General features: G+C 70.7%; 17 protein-coding genes and 1 other RNA gene. 9 read left to right on the forward strand and 9 right to left on the reverse strand.

Annotated features, from left to right (window positions below):
- Positions 1-3 precede the first annotated feature (3 nt).
- Together RT91_RS11405 and RT91_RS11410 are read right to left on the reverse strand one after the other, a co-directional pair.
- Positions 4-864: a nucleoside-diphosphate sugar epimerase gene (locus tag RT91_RS11405; RefSeq protein ID WP_035187381.1), complete on the reverse strand. Its 861-nt coding sequence runs from the start codon at positions 862-864 to the stop codon at positions 4-6.
- Positions 861-1,517 carry a DedA family protein gene (locus tag RT91_RS11410; protein WP_012040095.1) on the reverse strand — a complete coding sequence of 219 codons (657 nt, stop codon included), beginning with the start codon at positions 1,515-1,517 and terminating at the stop codon, positions 861-863. The genes RT91_RS11405 and RT91_RS11410 overlap by 4 nt, the downstream gene beginning before the upstream one ends.
- Before the next feature lie 76 nt (positions 1,518-1,593).
- On the opposite strand from RT91_RS11410, the gene RT91_RS11415 reads away from it, so the two are divergent.
- The 6 genes from RT91_RS11415 to RT91_RS11435 all read left to right on the forward strand — a co-directional run bounded on the left by RT91_RS11415 (position 1,594) and on the right by RT91_RS11435 (position 4,659).
- Entirely contained in the window at positions 1,594-1,788 is a 195-nt protein-coding gene (locus RT91_RS11415; RefSeq protein WP_013640850.1) for a hypothetical protein, read from the forward strand.
- Position 1,789: 1 nt separating this feature from the next.
- Complete coding sequence (locus RT91_RS11420) at positions 1,790-2,110, forward strand: cell division protein ZapA (protein WP_007423531.1); 321 nt, start codon at positions 1,790-1,792, stop codon at positions 2,108-2,110.
- Positions 2,111-2,119: 9 nt separating this feature from the next.
- Positions 2,120-2,279: non-coding RNA, 6S RNA (gene ssrS / locus RT91_RS20605), on the forward strand.
- Positions 2,280-2,302: 23 nt separating this feature from the next.
- Complete coding sequence (locus RT91_RS11425) at positions 2,303-2,860, forward strand: 5-formyltetrahydrofolate cyclo-ligase (RefSeq protein ID WP_007423532.1); 558 nt, start codon at positions 2,303-2,305, stop codon at positions 2,858-2,860.
- A gap of 21 nt (positions 2,861-2,881) precedes the next feature.
- Positions 2,882-4,027, forward strand: coding sequence for an aminotransferase class I/II-fold pyridoxal phosphate-dependent enzyme (locus RT91_RS11430; protein WP_007423533.1), 1,146 nt, complete (start codon positions 2,882-2,884; stop codon positions 4,025-4,027).
- A gap of 29 nt (positions 4,028-4,056) precedes the next feature.
- On the forward strand, positions 4,057-4,659 hold the full coding sequence (locus RT91_RS11435; protein ID WP_152982827.1) for a hypothetical protein: 603 nt from the start codon (positions 4,057-4,059) through the stop codon (positions 4,657-4,659).
- Between the two features lie 121 nt (positions 4,660-4,780).
- Here the strand turns inward: RT91_RS11435 and ftsY are convergent, their stop codons facing one another.
- The 5 genes from ftsY to nth are packed head-to-tail and all read right to left on the reverse strand — an operon-like array spanning position 4,781 to position 10,012.
- The gene (gene ftsY / locus RT91_RS11440) at positions 4,781-5,716 is read right to left on the reverse strand and encodes a signal recognition particle-docking protein FtsY (RefSeq protein ID WP_035187383.1); all 936 of its coding nucleotides are present in this window, start codon (positions 5,714-5,716) and stop codon (positions 4,781-4,783) included.
- Positions 5,716-6,951, reverse strand: a complete 1,236-nt coding sequence (mtaB, locus tag RT91_RS11445) for a tRNA (N(6)-L-threonylcarbamoyladenosine(37)-C(2))-methylthiotransferase MtaB (RefSeq protein WP_007423537.1) — start codon at positions 6,949-6,951, stop codon at positions 5,716-5,718. The genes ftsY and mtaB overlap by 1 nt, the downstream gene beginning before the upstream one ends.
- A complete protein-coding gene (dapF, locus tag RT91_RS11450) occupies positions 6,948-7,781 on the reverse strand; it encodes a diaminopimelate epimerase (RefSeq protein WP_013640854.1) in 834 nt (277 codons plus the stop codon). Before dapF ends, mtaB begins: the two co-directional genes overlap by 4 nt.
- Before the next feature lie 42 nt (positions 7,782-7,823).
- The gene (locus RT91_RS11455; RefSeq protein WP_012040100.1) at positions 7,824-9,293 is read right to left on the reverse strand and encodes an APC family permease; all 1,470 of its coding nucleotides are present in this window, start codon (positions 9,291-9,293) and stop codon (positions 7,824-7,826) included.
- Complete coding sequence (gene nth / locus RT91_RS11460; RefSeq protein WP_012040101.1) at positions 9,290-10,012, reverse strand: endonuclease III; 723 nt, start codon at positions 10,010-10,012, stop codon at positions 9,290-9,292. The genes RT91_RS11455 and nth overlap by 4 nt, the downstream gene beginning before the upstream one ends.
- Before the next feature lie 79 nt (positions 10,013-10,091).
- Between nth and RT91_RS11465 the strand changes: the two genes are divergently transcribed.
- Positions 10,092-10,610 carry a DUF2244 domain-containing protein gene (locus RT91_RS11465; protein WP_231295282.1) on the forward strand — a complete coding sequence of 173 codons (519 nt, stop codon included), beginning with the start codon at positions 10,092-10,094 and terminating at the stop codon, positions 10,608-10,610.
- Between the two features lie 72 nt (positions 10,611-10,682).
- Positions 10,683-11,831 carry an MFS transporter gene (locus RT91_RS11470; RefSeq protein ID WP_035187385.1) on the forward strand — a complete coding sequence of 383 codons (1,149 nt, stop codon included), beginning with the start codon at positions 10,683-10,685 and terminating at the stop codon, positions 11,829-11,831.
- A gap of 95 nt (positions 11,832-11,926) precedes the next feature.
- Here the strand turns inward: RT91_RS11470 and groL are convergent, their stop codons facing one another.
- Together groL and groES are read right to left on the reverse strand one after the other, a co-directional pair.
- On the reverse strand, positions 11,927-13,576 hold the full coding sequence (gene groL, locus RT91_RS11475; protein ID WP_007423234.1) for a chaperonin GroEL: 1,650 nt from the start codon (positions 13,574-13,576) through the stop codon (positions 11,927-11,929).
- 44 nt (positions 13,577-13,620) lie between these two features.
- Positions 13,621-13,935, reverse strand: a complete 315-nt coding sequence (gene groES, locus RT91_RS11480; RefSeq protein WP_007423235.1) for a co-chaperone GroES — start codon at positions 13,933-13,935, stop codon at positions 13,621-13,623.
- 286 nt (positions 13,936-14,221) lie between these two features.
- On the opposite strand from groES, the gene RT91_RS11485 reads away from it, so the two are divergent.
- Entirely contained in the window at positions 14,222-14,479 is a 258-nt protein-coding gene (locus RT91_RS11485) for an usg protein (protein ID WP_007423236.1), read from the forward strand.
- Positions 14,480-14,504: the final 25 nt, after the last annotated feature.

Here is a 14,504-nt window from a genome sequence, read left to right on the forward strand (position 1 = left end):
CCGTCAGGCCCCGGTTTCCGCCGCGAGGATGGCTTCGAGCCCCTCGCGGTAGGAGGGAAAACGCCAGGGGCGGCGCAGCGCCGCCCTGGTGCCCTCGCTCCGCACGATGCGGTTTTCCGACCAGAAGGACAGCGCCATCGGCGACATTCCGCGCCGCGCCTCGTCGAAGGGGATCAGCGGCGGCGGGGCGATGCCGAGCAGGGATGCGGCATGGGCGATGACATCGGCGCTCGGGGCGGGTTCGTCATCGGCGAAGTTGAGGATGCGCACGCCGCCGGTGGCCGTGGCGATGGACGCGAGCGTGCCGCCGGCGATGTCGTCCACATGGATGCGGCTGAATTTTTGCCCCGGCCGGTCGATCCGGCGGGCGGTGCCGGCGCGCAGGTCGTCGAAGGCGGAGCGGCCGGGGCCGTAGATGCCGGCGAGGCGGATGACGTCGACGGCGCGGTGGTCGTTCGCCATCGCCGCCCAGTTCTGCTCCGCCTCGACGCGGCGGAGGGTGCGCGGCGAGCCGGGGGCGGGCGGCGTGGTTTCGTCGACGCTGCCGCCCTGGCGGTCGCCATAGACGCCGGTGGTGGAGAAATAGCCGATCCAGCGCAGCGCCGGGGCGGCGGCGATGGCATCGGCGCAGAGGGCGAGGAGCGGATCGCCGGCCTCGCCGGGGGCGGCGGTGACCAGCAGATGGGTCGCGTCCGGCAGCGCGGCGGCGGCCTCGGCGAAGGGGACGAGCGCCACACCCCCGGGCGCGGATCTGCCCGCCGGGTCGCGCGCGGTGGCGAGGACGGCGAAGCCCGCGTCGCGGGCGGCGGTGGCGACGGCGCGGCCGGTATAGCCGAGCCCGGCGATCAGCAATGTTGCGGTCATCTCTTGTGCGGAAGCTGGTCGGGGAGGGTGGCGCGGGCGGCGGCGGCGCGTTCGAGCCGCTCGCCGTGGCGGCGGGCGAGGACCACCATCGCCACGCCGACGGCGACGATGACGACCGCCGCGGCGGCGCCGAGCGGGCCGGCGAAGCGGTTGATCTGCTTGCCGAAGATGTAGGCGACGCCGCCATAGATGCCGGCCCAGATGAGGCAGGCGAGGGTCTGGAAGGCGATGAAGCGGCGCCACTCCATCACCGTGACGCCGGCGAGCAGCGCGGCGAGGGCGCGCATCACCGCGAAGAAACGGCCGAAGACGACGATCTTGCCGCCATGGTTCTCGAACAGCCAGTGGCCGGCGCGCAGCCGGCGCTCGGTCAGGCCGATATGGCGGCCATGGCGGAGCAGCACCGGGTAGCCGGCGTTGCGGCCGATCCAGTAGCCGGCGGCGCCGCCGACGATGGCACCCGCCGCGGCGGCGAGGATGAGGACCGAAATGTCGATCCGGTGGGTGGTGCCGGCATAGATCGCCGCGGAGACCAGGGCGGTTTCGCCGGGCAGCGGCAGGCCGAGGCTTTCCAGCATGATCAGCGCGGCCACCGCCAGGCTGCCATAGGCGGCGATCCAGGGAGCCAGGGCGTGGTTGAAGGCGGTGATCATCGGTCGGCTCGGGTTTCCAGCGCGGCTGCGGGTTAAGCGGCTTTCATTGTAACGCAAAATCCGCGATAAGCATCGCATGGCGGAGCAGGAAACCGAAATTCAGGCGATCGAGCGGCTCGAAGCGGCACTGGCGCGCATCGCCGCCCATGCGGCGCGGCCGGCCCCGCCGGGCGGAAGCGACGGGCGGGCCGAGGTCGCCGCGGCGCTCGACCGGATGATCGAGCAACTGCGGGCGGCGCTCGACGAGGCCGACCGGGTGGAGCAGGGCTGACATGGCGAACGTGAACATCCGCATCAACGGCTTCTCCTATTCGGTGAGCTGCGAGGACGGGCAGGAGCGGCACTTGCAGGCGATGGCCGCCGAGATCGACCGCCGGGTGAGCAGCATCAAGGCGATCGGCGAGCAGACCGGCGAGGCGCGGCTGCTGGTGCTGGCGGCACTTCTGCTGGCCGACGAGCTGCACGACCTGCGGGCCACCCACGAGGCGTTGCGGGCGGCGAAGCCCACCGGCGTTTCCCCCGAGCATGTCGCAAGGCTGCGGCGCGTCGCCGCGCGCGCGGAGGAGATTGCGGCGGACCTCGCGGAGTCCTAAGTTGCGGGGGCGAGGCTGCCCGGTGCGTCAGGCAAGCACATCCCCGGGGCCAGTAAGTATCTCCCAGGGAGCTGGCTCTGTCGGAACCGTGGTTCCGGTATTTCCGGCGCCCACCTGCTCACGCAGGCTCTGGGAGGATGTCAACGCCAACGGCCAGGGCGGCTTCGCACTTTTGCTCCTCTCCCCGACAGCATGACCGAGCTCGATCTCATCGCCCGCAAGGCGGCGGCGCGGCAGGCCGCCCTCGACCGGCGCGACGGGCTCGACCCGGCACTGGGCGCGCGCCTGGCCGCCGTGGTGCTGGAGCAGTGCCCGCCGCCCGCCGGCGCGGTGGTTTCGGGGTTCTGGCCGATCGGGGCGGAAATCGACATCCGGCCGCTGCTGGCCGAGCTGGAGGCGCGGGGGCATGCGATCGGCCTGCCGGTGACGCCGAGGCGCGGCCTGCCGCTCACCTTCCGGCGCTGGCGGCGCGGCGCGGCGCTGGTGCCGGGGCGGTTCGGCACCTCGCACCCCGAGGGCGAGGAGATCGTGCCCGATTTCGTGCTGGTGCCGCTGCTGGCCTTCGACCGGCGGGGCAACCGGCTTGGCTATGGCGCGGGGTATTACGACCGCACGCTGGCCGGCCTGCCCGATGCGTTCCGGCTGGGGTGCGCCTATGCATCGCAGGAGGTGGACGAGGTGCCGGTGGGACCGCAGGATGCGCGCCTTCATGCGGTGGCGACCGAACGCGGCGTGGTGCGCGCGGGCTGACGCCGCCTTTCAGGGTGGTCAATGGATATCATTCGGATTCCGCGATCGAAGATCGGCGATATCGGGCGGCTGGCCTTTGCCGACCCGGCGGTGGACAACCTGGCGTTCGGCGAGTCCGACCGGGCGCCGCCGGACGCGGCGCGGGCGGCGCTGATCCGCGCCGTCGAGGCCGGGGACACGCATTACGTGGACAGCCGGGGGCGGCTGTCGCTCCGCCTCGCGCTGGCGGATTATCTGAGCCGGGTGCACGCGAAACCGGTGGCAGAGACGCGGATCGCGGTGACCGCCTCGGGCATGGCGGCGATCGGCGTCGCATTCACCGCGATCTTGCGGCAGGGCGACAAGGTGGTGATCCACGAGCCGGAATGGCCGAACCTCGCCGGGGCGGCGCTGGCGCGGCGGGCCGAGGTGGTGCGGCTGCCGCTGGACGAGGACGGCGCGGGCGGATTCCGCCTCGATCTCGACCGGCTGGACGCGGCCCTCGACGGCGCGCGGGTGTTCTGCCTCAATTCGCCGAACAACCCGACCGGGTGGATGGCGAGCGACGCGGAGATCGTCGCCATCCTGGAGATCTGCCGGCGGCGGGGCGTGTGGCTGCTGTCGGACGAGGTGTATTCGCGGCTGAGTTTCGACGGGAGGGCGGCGGCGCCCTCGGCGCTGGACCATGCGGGGCCGGAGGATCGGGTGATCGTCGCCAATTCGGTGTCGAAGACCTGGGCGATGACGGGATTCCGCGTCGGCTGGCTGGTGCTGCCGGAGGGCGAGCGGGACGCGGTGGGCGAGCTGATCGAGGCGACGCATTCCGGCGTGGCGCCCTTCGCGCAGGAGGCGGCGCGGGCGGCGCTGGAGTGCGAGGACTATGTCGCCGGGTTCCGGGCGTTCTGCGCCGAGGGGCGGGCGATCGTCGGCGCCGGGCTCGCCGGGCTCAACCGCGTGCGCTACAGCGCGGCGCCGGCCGGGCTCTATGCCTTCGCGCGGATCGAGGGGGTGGCGGACAGCCTGGAACTGGCGCGGCACCTCGCCATCGCGCACAAGGTGGCGGTGGCGCCGGGGATCGCGTTCGGCGCGGCGGGCGAGGGGCATTTGCGGATCTGCTTCGCCCAGAGCCCGGAAAAGCTGGAGCGGGCGATGGCGAAATTGCGCGCGGGGCTGGCGGCGTTAACCTGATGTTTACCCGTTCACGTTATGTTCCAGAGATGATTTCGAACAGGAGATGGATCGGTCTGGTCGCGGCGGCCTGGATGCTGGCCGGCGGGGTGGCGGCGGCGCGGGGGGCTTCGCCGCTGCCCGATCCGGCGCTGACGCCGGGGGCGATCAACCCCGCGGTGCGCGAGGCGACGATCGGTGCCACGATCTGCCGGCGCGGCTGGACGCGGACGGTGCGGCCGCCGGTGTCCTATACCGAGCCGCTGAAGAAGGCGCAGATCCGGCGCTATGGCTATGCCGATGCGCGACCCTGGAAATACGAGGAGGATCACCTGATCCCGCTCGCGCTCGGCGGCTCGCCGACCAGCCCGGCCAATCTCTGGCCGGAGCCGCATCTCGGGCGGGGGCAGTGGGGGTCCTATGCGAAGGACCGGCTGGAGGCGCGCATGGCGCGGCTGGTCTGCGCGCACCGGCTGGGGCTGGACGAGGCGCGGCGGATGATCGCGCGGGACTGGATTTCTGCTTATCGGCGCTTCATCGGATCGCGGCCGGACAACGCGCCGTTGCATGGGCGCGGCGCGGGATATGACGGCGGATACCGGCCGTATGACCATTGGCACCACTGGCATCGCTGGCACCGCCGCGACTGGTGAGGCGGGGCGGCGCGAGCCGTCACGCTACGGCAGTTCGCCCTTTGGTTTCTGCAAATCGCCGCTGAAATTCAGCAATGCGCGGGTCGTCGGGTTTCGGGATGATCCGGGACGGCGCAAAAATTCAGGCGGGGCGGTCGGCGTCGGCGCCGGTGAGGGCGCGGGCGAATTCGGTGGCGTCGAAGGGGCGGAGATCGGCCGCCTGTTCGCCGACGCCGACGGCATGGATCGGCAGGGCGGCGGTTTCGGCCAGGGCGACGACGACGCCGGCGCGGGCCGAGCCGTCGAGCTTGGTGACGATCAGGCCGGTGAGATCGACCATCTCCTTGAAGGTGGCGACCTGGGCGATGGCGTTCTGGCCGGTGGTGGCGTCGAGCGTCAGCAGCACGGCGTGGGGGGCGGTTTCATCCTGCTTGCGGATGACGCGGATGATCTTGCGCAGCTCCTCCATCAGCGCGGCCTTGTTGTGCAGGCGGCCGGCGGTGTCGATCAGCACGATGTCGTGCCCGTCGCGCCGGGCGCGGGCGATGGCGTCGAAGGCGAGGCCGGCGGGGTCGGCGTTGGCGGGGCCGGTCATCACCGGCGCGCCGGTCCGCTCGCCCCAGACCTGGAGCTGTTCGACCGCGGCGGCGCGGAACGTGTCGCCGGCGACGAGCAGGGGTCTGGCGCCGGCCTCGGCATAGGACTGGGCGAGCTTGCCGATCGTGGTGGTCTTGCCGGTGCCGTTGACGCCGACCATCAGGATCACGAACGGGTTTTTGCTCCGGTCGATCGCGAGCGGCTGCGCGACGGGGGCGAGGATTTTCGCCACCTCCTCGGCCAGCGACGCGCGGATTTCGGGAGCGGAAACGTCCTGGCCGAAGCGGGTGCGGCGGAAGGCGCGGATGACGCGGGCGGCGGCGGCGGGGCCGAGATCGGCGGTGATGAGCAGGTCTTCGAGTTCTTCCAGCGCCGCGTCGTCGAGCTTGCGCTTGGTGAAGGTGTCGGTGATGCCGGCGGCGAGCTTCTGGGTGCTGCGGGTGAGGCCGGATTTGAGGCGCGAGAGAAAGCCGAGCGCCATCATTCTGCTCCTGCGGTCACGCCGGTGGCATCCGCGCCGGTAATCCTCGCCGTGACGAGCGCGCCCGGGGTGACGGGTGCGGAAAAGCGGATCGGCGCGAAGGTTTCGGTGTGGCCGGCGGTTTCGGTCTCGGCCAGGGCGGTGACGGTGGTGCCGGTCATGGCGCGGAAGCGGGCTTCGGCGCGGCGGGCGCCGGCCTCGCGCAGGCGGGCGGCGCGGGCGCGGCGCTCGGCCATCGGCAAAGCGGGGATGCGCGCGGCGGGCGTGCCCTTGCGGGCGGAGAAGGGGAAGACGTGGAGATAGTCGAGCCCGGCGTCGTCGACCAAAGCGAGGGTTTCGGCGAAATGCGCCTCGGTTTCGGTGGGGAAACCGGCGATGAGGTCGGCGCCGAGGGCGATGTCGGGGCGGAGCGCGCGGGCGCGGGCGGCGGCCTCGATGACGTGGTGGCGGAGATGGCGGCGCTTCATGCGCTTGAGGATGAGGTCGGATCCGGCCTGCACCGAGAGATGCAGATGCGGCATCAGGCGGGGCTCGGATTCGAGCAGGCGCCAGAGATCGTCGTCGATCTCGGCGGGGTCGATCGAGGAGAGGCGCAGGCGCGGCAGGTCCGGCACGGCGGCGAGCAGGCGGCGGCACAGCTGGCCGAGTTTCGGCGCGCCGGGCAGGTCGGCGCCGTAGGAGGTGAGGTCGACGCCGGTGAGCACCACCTCGTTGTAGCCATTGGCGACGAGGGTGCGGACCTGCTCGACCACGGCGCCGAGCGGGATCGAGCGCGAGGGGCCGCGGCCATAGGGGATGATGCAGAAGGTGCAGCGGTGATCGCAGCCCTGCTGCACCTCGATGAAGGCGCGCGCGCGGGTGCCGAAGCCCTCGATCAGGTGGGCGGCGGTCTGGCGGAGCTGCATGATGTCGGCGACGAGGACCGGCGCTTCCGACCGCCAGGCTTCGGGCGTGAGCTTCTCGGCGTTGCCGAGGACGCGGGCGACACCCTCGATGCTCGACCAGGCGGCCGGGTCGATCTGGGCGGCGCAGCCGGTGACGATGATTTTCGCGGCGGGGTCGGCGCGGTGGGCGCGGCGTATGGCCTGGCGGGCCTGGCGCTCGGCCTCGGCGGTGACGGCGCAGGTGTTGACGATGACGGCGTCGCCGAGCCCGGCGGCCTCGGCATGGCCGCGCATCACCTCGCTCTCGAAGGCGTTGAGGCGGCAGCCGAAGGTGAGGATGTCGAGGCTCATGGCGCGAGCATGGCCGCGTCCAGCTCGCCCTCGAAGACCAGGGCGACGGGGCCTTCCATCAGCACGTGGCCGTCATCGCGCCAGGTGAGGGTGAGGGTGCCGCCGTCCATCTCGATCTCGGCGCGGCGGGCGGCGAGGCCGCGGCGATGGGCGTTGACCAGGGCGGCGCAGGCGCCGGAACCGCAGGCGAGGGTGAGGCCGGCGCCGCGTTCCCAGACGCGCAGGCGGATGCGGTCCGGCGCGTCGATCCGGGCGAAGCCGATATTGGCGCGCTCGGGGAAGAGGCGGGCGTGTTCGAGCTTCGGGCCGATCGTCTCGATCTGCAGGTGGGTCAGGTCGTCGACGAAGAAGGTGGCGTGGGGGTTGCCCATCGAGCAGGCGGCGGGGTTCTGCACCGGGCCGAGGGCGAGGCGGAGCGAGAGCGTGTCCGCCGGTTCGGCCAGGGGAATGTCTTCCCAGCCGAGTTTCGGCGCGCCCATGTCGACCTCGACCAGGGTGGGGCCCTTGATTTCGGCGGGCAGCAGGCCGGCATTGGTGCGGATGGCGAGGCGGCGGGCGCCGGTTTCGCCAGCGAGCAGGGCCGCGACGCAGCGCGTGGCGTTGCCGCAGGCGCCGGATTCCGAGCCGTCCGCGTTCAGGATGCGCATGAAGGCGGCGGCGCCGTCGTCCGGCTCGATCAGGATGATCTGGTCGCAGCCGACGCCGCGGTGACGGTCGGCGATGCGGGCGGCGGCGGCGGGGGCGAGGTCAAGCGGGTGCGCGCGGGCATCGAGAACGACGAAATCGTTCCCGGCGCCGTGCATTTTCAGAAAGGGTCGGGCCGCTGCCATGCGGTTCGTATATGGCGTCGCGGCGCGGCGCGGAAGGGGGCGCTATTCGAGGGGGAGCGTTGCGGTGACGGCGGCGAGGCCGGGGGCGACGCGGCGGGCGCGGAGATAGAGCGCCGTGCCGATCAGCGCCATCACCGCGCCCTGGAACAGCGGCTGGACGTAGAAGGGCGCGTGGGGCAGCACCAGCACCGAGCGGATCAGCGCGATGGTGACGACGATGGAGAGCAGGGCGACGGGCACGACCATGACGCCGCGGCGGAAGGGCTCGGACCAGCCATGGCTGGCATGGCGCGGGTTGTAGCGCAGGTTGAGCGCGGCGCAGGCGACGGCGAGCCAGACCAGCAGGATGGTGACCGAGCGGGCGACGATGCCGAAGGCCCAGCCGATATAGGTCGCCTGCACGAGGAAGAGCGAGGCGAGCACGACGGTGAGGGTGAGGGCGGCGACCGGGGCGCGGCGGCGCGAGGTTTCGGCGAAGCGGGCGGGGATCAGCCCGTCCTCGGCCCAGGCGAAGAGCATGCGCGAGGTGACGACCATCTGCGGCGCGAGCGTCTTGCCGACGATGAGCGCGATCACGAGGTCGAGCGCCGCGGCGAGCGGGCGCGGGGCGGCGAGGCCGATGATGCCGGGGGCGGTGACGAGGGAGGCGTGCTTGTGGCGGATGAGGTCCAGCGCCGCCCACCAGGGCACGGCGTGCAGCAGTGCTGCGGCGACCAGCGAGAACAGCACGACCGAGGTGAGCCAGGCGATGACGATGCCGCGCGGCATCACGGTTTCGGCGTGTTCGGTCTCGCCCGACAGGGCGGGCGCGCCGGACAGCCCGCCATAGGCGAAGATGAACAGGGTGCAGACGGCGAGGAAGGCGTGCGCGTCGAAGGGCGGGGCGGCGGCGGGGCGGGCGAAGGCGATGCCGGTGCGCGCCGCGGCGGTGTGCAGCAGGGCGGCGGGGTCGGCGGCGAAGCCGATGACGCCGACGGCGAGGGCGGTGACCACGACGAGCGCGAGCAGGATGACGACGAGGCGGCCGTAATCGCGGATGCCGGCGACATGGATGCCGTAGATGATCCAGAGTGCGGCGAGGCCGAGGGCGAGATGGCCGGGCTTCGAGAGCAGCAGGTGGCCGGCGGCGAAGCCGGCATTGACCATCGCGTTGCCGAGGAAATTGCCGAAGGCGAAGGCGATGAAGCCCATCGCCGCGGTGATGCTGGCCCACCAGACGAAATGCAGGATGAAGCCGAGCGGCAGGTTGAGGGCGCGCACCGTCCAGACATAGGACGAGCCGGCGCGCGGCATGGCGCGGGAGAACCGGGCGTAGAGGAAGACCTTCAGGAAGATGACGAGGCCGGTCGCGAACATCGCCAGCGGCACCAGCGCGCCGATGCCGGGATAGACGCCGAGGCTCTGGGGGACGACGAAATTGATTCCGGCGCCGTATTCCTGGGTGACGGCCGAGGCGACGACGGCGGCGAGGCCGAGGGTCTTCGCGAGGCGGAAGCCGGAGGACGCGCTCATGCCCGGCGGCCCCTCGCGGGTGCCGCGGGTTTGGGGGTGAAGACGCACCATTGCGCGCCGGGGCAGCGCCAGCATTCGGGCTGGCGGGCCTTGCAGACATAGCGCCCGTGCAGGATCAGCCAGTGATGGGCGCGGCGCAGCAGGTCGGGCGGGATGCGCCTGACCAGGCCGTCCTCCACCTCGCGCACGGTCTTGCCGGGGGCGAGGCCGGTGCGGTTGGCGAGGCGGAAGATGTGGGTGTCCACCGCCATGGTGGGCTGGCCGAAGATTTCGTTGAGCACGACATTCGCGGTCTTGCGGCCGACGCCGGGCAGGGCCTCGAGCGCCTCGCGCTCGGCGGGGACCGCGCCGCCATGCCGCTCGACGAGGAGCTCGGCGAGGGCGGCGACGTTCCTCGCCTTGGACTGCCAGAGGCCGATCGAGCGGATATGCGGGCCGATGCCCTCGGCGCCGAGGGCCGCCATCGCCGCCGGGGTGGGGGCGGCGGCGAACAGGCCGGGGGTCGCCTTGTTCACCGCGGCGTCGGTCGTCTGCGCGGAAAGGACGACGGCGACGAGCAGCGAGAACGGGTCGGCGTAGTGGAGCTCGGTGCGCGGCTCGGGGTTGCCGGCCGAGATGGCTTCGAGGAAGGGGCGGATATCCGCCGTTTTCATCCTGCGCACGCGGGCCTGCGGGACGGTGGGGCGGCGCTTGGGGGGCGGTTCGGTGGCGGTCGGCATCCGCGATTTGTGCGGGGCGGGGGGGATTTTGGCAAGCATCCATGCTTGCGGAATGCGCATTCGATGCGAAGATAACGTCATGGCGGAAGCGTTGGGTATGGCCGGACAGGGACGGCCGATTTTCCAGGCGGTGCTGACGCCGCACCGGAGCATGAGCCGGCGCGGCATGTTCGTCGTGTTCGGGGTGATGGCGACCGGCTCGTTGCTGGTGACCAGCCTGATGTGGCGGCTGGGCGCGATGCCGGTGATCGGGTTCAACGGGGCCGATCTCATCCTCGCCGTCACGCTCTACGGGATGAACATGCGCGGGGCGAAGGCGTCCGAGGTGATCGTGCTGACCGACGAGGCGCTGACCATCACCCGCACCACGCCGGGCGGGCGCAGGAGCGAGGTGCGGCTGGAGGCGGGGTGGCTGCGCGTCGATGTCGAGGAACAGGCGGGGACCAATCCGATCGTCTCGGTGGCGAACCGGGAGGCGCGGCAGATCGTCGGCATGGCGCTGGGGGATGCGGAGCGGCGGGATTTCGCCGATGCGCTGAAGGCGGCGATCCACCGGATGCGCTCGCCGCGCTTCGACAATCCGCAGACACGGGGCTGAGTTCCGCCGGCGGGCGTTGCCGCCGGCGCCGGCGGCGTGTTCACTGCCGTTCCCTTTTCGCGGAATTCCGGCATGAAACTTCCCCTGCTCGCGCTCATCGTCGCGAGCTTCGCCATCGGCACGAGCGAGTTCGTCATCGTCGGGCTGGTGCCCGATCTCGCGCGCGATTTCTCGGTCTCGATCCCGCGCGCGGGATTCCTGGTCAGCGCCTATGCGCTGGGGGTGAGCTTCGGCTCGCCGTTCCTCGCGGTGTTGGTCGGGCGGTGGCCGCGCAGGGCGGCGCTGCTCGGGCTGATGGGCGTGTTCGTGCTGGGCAACACGCTCTGCGCGCTGGCGCCGGGCTATGACACGATGCTGGCTGCGCGGGTGGTCACCTCGCTGTCGCACGGGGCGTTCTTCGGGATCGGCTCGGTCGTCGCGGCGGAGCTGGCGCCGCGGGAGAAGCGGGCGCGGGCGGTGGCGCTGGTGTTTCTCGGCCTCACGCTCGCCAATGTGCTCGGCGTGCCGGCGGGCACCATCCTCGGCCAGGCGGCGGGATGGCGGGCGACCTTCTGGGTGGTGGCGGCGATCGGCCTCGTCGCGATGGCGGCGATCGCGCTGCTGCTGCCGCGCGACCTGCGGGCGGGATCGGCCAGGCTGCTCAACGAGGTGCGGATTCTCGGACGGTCGCAGGTGCTGCTCGCCATGCTGATGGCGGTGCTGAGCTCGGCGAGCCTGTTCAGCGTGTTCACCTATATCGCGCCGATGCTCGAACGGGTGGGCGGGCTGTCGCCGCACTGGGTGAGCGTGGCGCTGCTGGTGTTCGGCGCCGGGCTGACGGCGGGCGGGCTGCTCGGCGGGCGGCTCGCGGACCGGCATGCGGCGCGCACCATCGTCGCGACGCTGTTGGCGATCGCCGTGCTGCTGGTGGCGCTGCGGGCGGCGCTGCCGTTCGGCCTGTTGGCCGTGCTGGTGATGGCGGGCTGGGGGATGGCGGTGTTCACCCTGGTCTCGCCGTTGCAGACGCGGGTGATCGACCATGCGCGGGATGCGCCGAACCTTGCCTCGACGATCAACCAGGGGGCGTTCAATCTCGGCAATGCCGGCGGGGCGTGGCTGGGCGGGGCGGCGCTGGGCGCCGGGATCGGCTATCGGAGCCTGCCGCTGCTGGGCGCTGCGCTCGCGCTGGCGGGGCTGGCGGTGGCGGCCTGGGCGTTCGGGCTGGAGCGGCGGCGGGGCTGAACGGCGGCGCGGCGCAACAGGCGGGGCTCAAGAGAAAAGCCGTGGGGTTACCCCCACGGCTTTCCGGTATCCCGGCCTGAGCCTGGAGCAGCGGATCAGAAATCCATGCCGCCCATGCCGCCCATGCCGCCCATTCCGGCGTCGCCACCGGCGGGGGCCTTCTTTTCCGGACGCTCGGCGACCATCGCTTCGGTCGTGATGAGCAGACCGGCGACCGAGGCGGCGTCCTGCAGCGCGGTGCGGACGACCTTGGTCGGGTCGATGATGCCGGCCTTGACCATGTCCTTGAACTCGCCGGACTGGGCATCGAAGCCGAAGCTGTAGTCGTCGTTGTCGAGCACCTTGCCGGAGATCACGGCGCCGTCTTCGCCGGCGTTCTCGGCGATCTGGCGCATCGGCGCGAGCACCGCCTTGCGGATGATGTCGATGCCGAAGCGCTGGTCGTCGTTATCGGCCTTGAGCTTGTTGATCGCGAGCGAGGCGCGGGCGAGGGCCACGCCGCCACCCGGGACGATGCCTTCCTCGACGGCGGCGCGGGTCGCGTGCAGCGCGTCGTCCACGCGGTCCTTGCGCTCCTTCACCTCGGTCTCCGAGGCGCCGCCGACGCGGATGACGGCAACGCCGCCGGCCAGCTTCGCCAGGCGCTCCTGCAGCTTCTCGCGGTCGTAGTCCGAGGTGGTCTCCTCGATCTGCGCGCGGATCTGGTTGCAGCGGCCGGTGATGTCGGCCTTCTTGCCGGCACCTTCGACGATCGTGGTGTTTTCCTTCTCGATCAGCACCTTCTTCGCGCGGCCGAGCATGTTCAGCGTCACGGTCTCGAGCTTGATGCCGAGATCTTCGCTGATGACCTGGCCGCCGGTGAGGATCGCGATGTCTTCCAGCATGGCCTTGCGGCGGTCACCGAAGCCGGGCGCCTTGACGGCGGCGATCTTGAGGCCGCCACGCAGCTTGTTGACGACCAGGGTGGCCAGCGCCTCGCCCTCGACGTCCTCGGCGATGATCAGCAGCGGCTTGCCGGACTGGACGATGCTTTCGAGCAGCGGCAGCATCGGCTGCAGGCCGGAGAGCTTCTTCTCGTGGATCAGGATGTACGGATTGTCGAGATCCGCGACCATCTTCTCCGGGTTGGTGATGAAGTAGGGCGAGACGTAGCCGCGGTCGAACTGCATGCCCTCGACGACGTCAAGCTCGGTCTGGATGCCCTTGGCTTCCTCGACCGTGATGACGCCCTCGTTGCCGACCTTCTGCATCGCCTCGGAGATCATCTTGCCGATCTCGGCCTCGCCGTTGGCGGAGATGGTGCCGACCTGGGCGGTTTCGCTCGGGGTCGTGATCTTCTTGGTGCGCTTCTTCAGCTCGTCGACGATGGCGTTGACCGCCTTGTCGATGCCGCGCTTCAGGTCCATCGGGTTCATGCCGGCGGCAACCGCCTTCGCACCCTCGCGGACGATCGCCTGGGCGAGGACGGTCGCGGTGGTGGTGCCGTCACCGGCGAGGTCGTTGGTCTTCGAGGCCACTTCGCGCACCATCTGCGCGCCCATGTTCTCGAACTTGTCGGCGAGTTCGATTTCCTTCGCGACCGTCACGCCGTCCTTGGTGATGCGGGGCGAACCGAAGCTCTTCTCGATGACGACGTTGCGGCCCTTCGGGCCGAGGGTGACCTTCACCGCGTTGGCGAGCAGGTCGACACCGCGGATGAGGCGTTCGCGGGCGTCGGCCGAGAAGCGGACGTCTTTAGCAGCCATGTGTAACTTCCTTTATGCGATATCGGAGGGGAAACCGGGGGTGATCAGGCGGCCTTCTTCTTCGAAGCCGTACCCTCGATGATGCCCATGATGTCGGATTCCTTCATGATCAGCAGCTCTTCGCCGTCGATCTTGACCTCGGTGCCCGACCACTTGCCGAACAGGATGCGGTCGCCGGCCTTGACGTCGAGCGCGACGACGGCGCCGGCCTCGTTGCGGGCACCCGGGCCAACGGCGATGACCTCGCCTTCCATCGGCTTTTCCTTGGCGGTGTCGGGGATGATGATGCCGCCGGCGGTCTTCTCCTCGGCGTTCAGCCGGCGAACGACCACGCGGTCGTGCAGGGGACGGAATTTCATGTGGCTCGCTCCTGACTTCAGAAGTCTGTTGCAACAGTGACGGGCTCAGCAGCGCCGGCCCTCTCGATAGGCACCGGATGCTTGCTAGCACTCTCACCGGGAGAGTGCCAAAGGGATAGTGTTGTGGGCAACCGATGTCAAGTCCGGCAGCAATTGCCCGAGGTGAGTGCTAAAGTGTTGATAAGAAAGATTTTTCTTGCCAACCCCCGGGGGTGTCATGGCATCGTCATGGTCAGGAGGAGCGGACTCGCACGGCCCGCCGATGACAGTGCGACGGAGACAGATCATGACACTGAGCCGACAGCTCGAGGGATACCGGCTGACGACCGCCGAGATTCTCTACCATCTGCCCGACCATCCGGGCGTTCTGCAGAGTTTCGTGTGGCAGGACCTCGATATCGCGCCGCGCTACCCGGTGCTGCACCGGTTCCTCGATTTCTGGAGCCGGCAGATCGAGGGCAAGCTGCATTCGGTGCGGGTGGGCACGGCCGCGCTGATCACGCCAGGGGAGATGCGCAGCCCGCACATGTTCCAGCTTCACTGACCCGCGCGGCCATGGCGTGGCGGAT

The sequence above is a fragment of the Acidiphilium sp. JA12-A1 genome, assembly GCF_000724705.2.
Taxonomy (GTDB): Bacteria; Pseudomonadota; Alphaproteobacteria; order Acetobacterales; family Acetobacteraceae; genus Acidiphilium; species Acidiphilium multivorum.

Bases quoted from the DNA above. Each gene is read 5' to 3' on its own strand.
- RT91_RS11405 (WP_035187381.1), bottom strand. From the start codon at position 864: ATGACCGCAACATTGCTGATCGCCGGGCTCGGCTATACCGGCCGCGCC.
- RT91_RS11410 (WP_012040095.1), bottom strand. From the start codon at position 1,517: ATGATCACCGCCTTCAACCACGCCCTGGCTCCCTGGATCGCCGCCTAT.
- RT91_RS11415 (WP_013640850.1), top strand. From the start codon at position 1,594: ATGGCGGAGCAGGAAACCGAAATTCAGGCGATCGAGCGGCTCGAAGCG.
- RT91_RS11420 (WP_007423531.1), top strand. From the start codon at position 1,790: ATGGCGAACGTGAACATCCGCATCAACGGCTTCTCCTATTCGGTGAGC.
- RT91_RS11425 (WP_007423532.1), top strand. From the start codon at position 2,303: ATGACCGAGCTCGATCTCATCGCCCGCAAGGCGGCGGCGCGGCAGGCC.
- RT91_RS11430 (WP_007423533.1), top strand. From the start codon at position 2,882: ATGGATATCATTCGGATTCCGCGATCGAAGATCGGCGATATCGGGCGG.
- RT91_RS11435 (WP_152982827.1), top strand. From the start codon at position 4,057: ATGATTTCGAACAGGAGATGGATCGGTCTGGTCGCGGCGGCCTGGATG.
- ftsY (WP_035187383.1), bottom strand. From the start codon at position 5,716: ATGGCGCTCGGCTTTCTCTCGCGCCTCAAATCCGGCCTCACCCGCAGC.
- mtaB (WP_007423537.1), bottom strand. From the start codon at position 6,951: ATGAGCCTCGACATCCTCACCTTCGGCTGCCGCCTCAACGCCTTCGAG.
- dapF (WP_013640854.1), bottom strand. From the start codon at position 7,781: ATGGCAGCGGCCCGACCCTTTCTGAAAATGCACGGCGCCGGGAACGAT.
- RT91_RS11455 (WP_012040100.1), bottom strand. From the start codon at position 9,293: ATGAGCGCGTCCTCCGGCTTCCGCCTCGCGAAGACCCTCGGCCTCGCC.
- nth (WP_012040101.1), bottom strand. From the start codon at position 10,012: ATGCCGACCGCCACCGAACCGCCCCCCAAGCGCCGCCCCACCGTCCCG.
- RT91_RS11465 (WP_231295282.1), top strand. From the start codon at position 10,092: ATGGCGGAAGCGTTGGGTATGGCCGGACAGGGACGGCCGATTTTCCAG.
- RT91_RS11470 (WP_035187385.1), top strand. From the start codon at position 10,683: ATGAAACTTCCCCTGCTCGCGCTCATCGTCGCGAGCTTCGCCATCGGC.
- groL (WP_007423234.1), bottom strand. From the start codon at position 13,576: ATGGCTGCTAAAGACGTCCGCTTCTCGGCCGACGCCCGCGAACGCCTC.
- groES (WP_007423235.1), bottom strand. From the start codon at position 13,935: ATGAAATTCCGTCCCCTGCACGACCGCGTGGTCGTTCGCCGGCTGAAC.
- RT91_RS11485 (WP_007423236.1), top strand. From the start codon at position 14,222: ATGACACTGAGCCGACAGCTCGAGGGATACCGGCTGACGACCGCCGAG.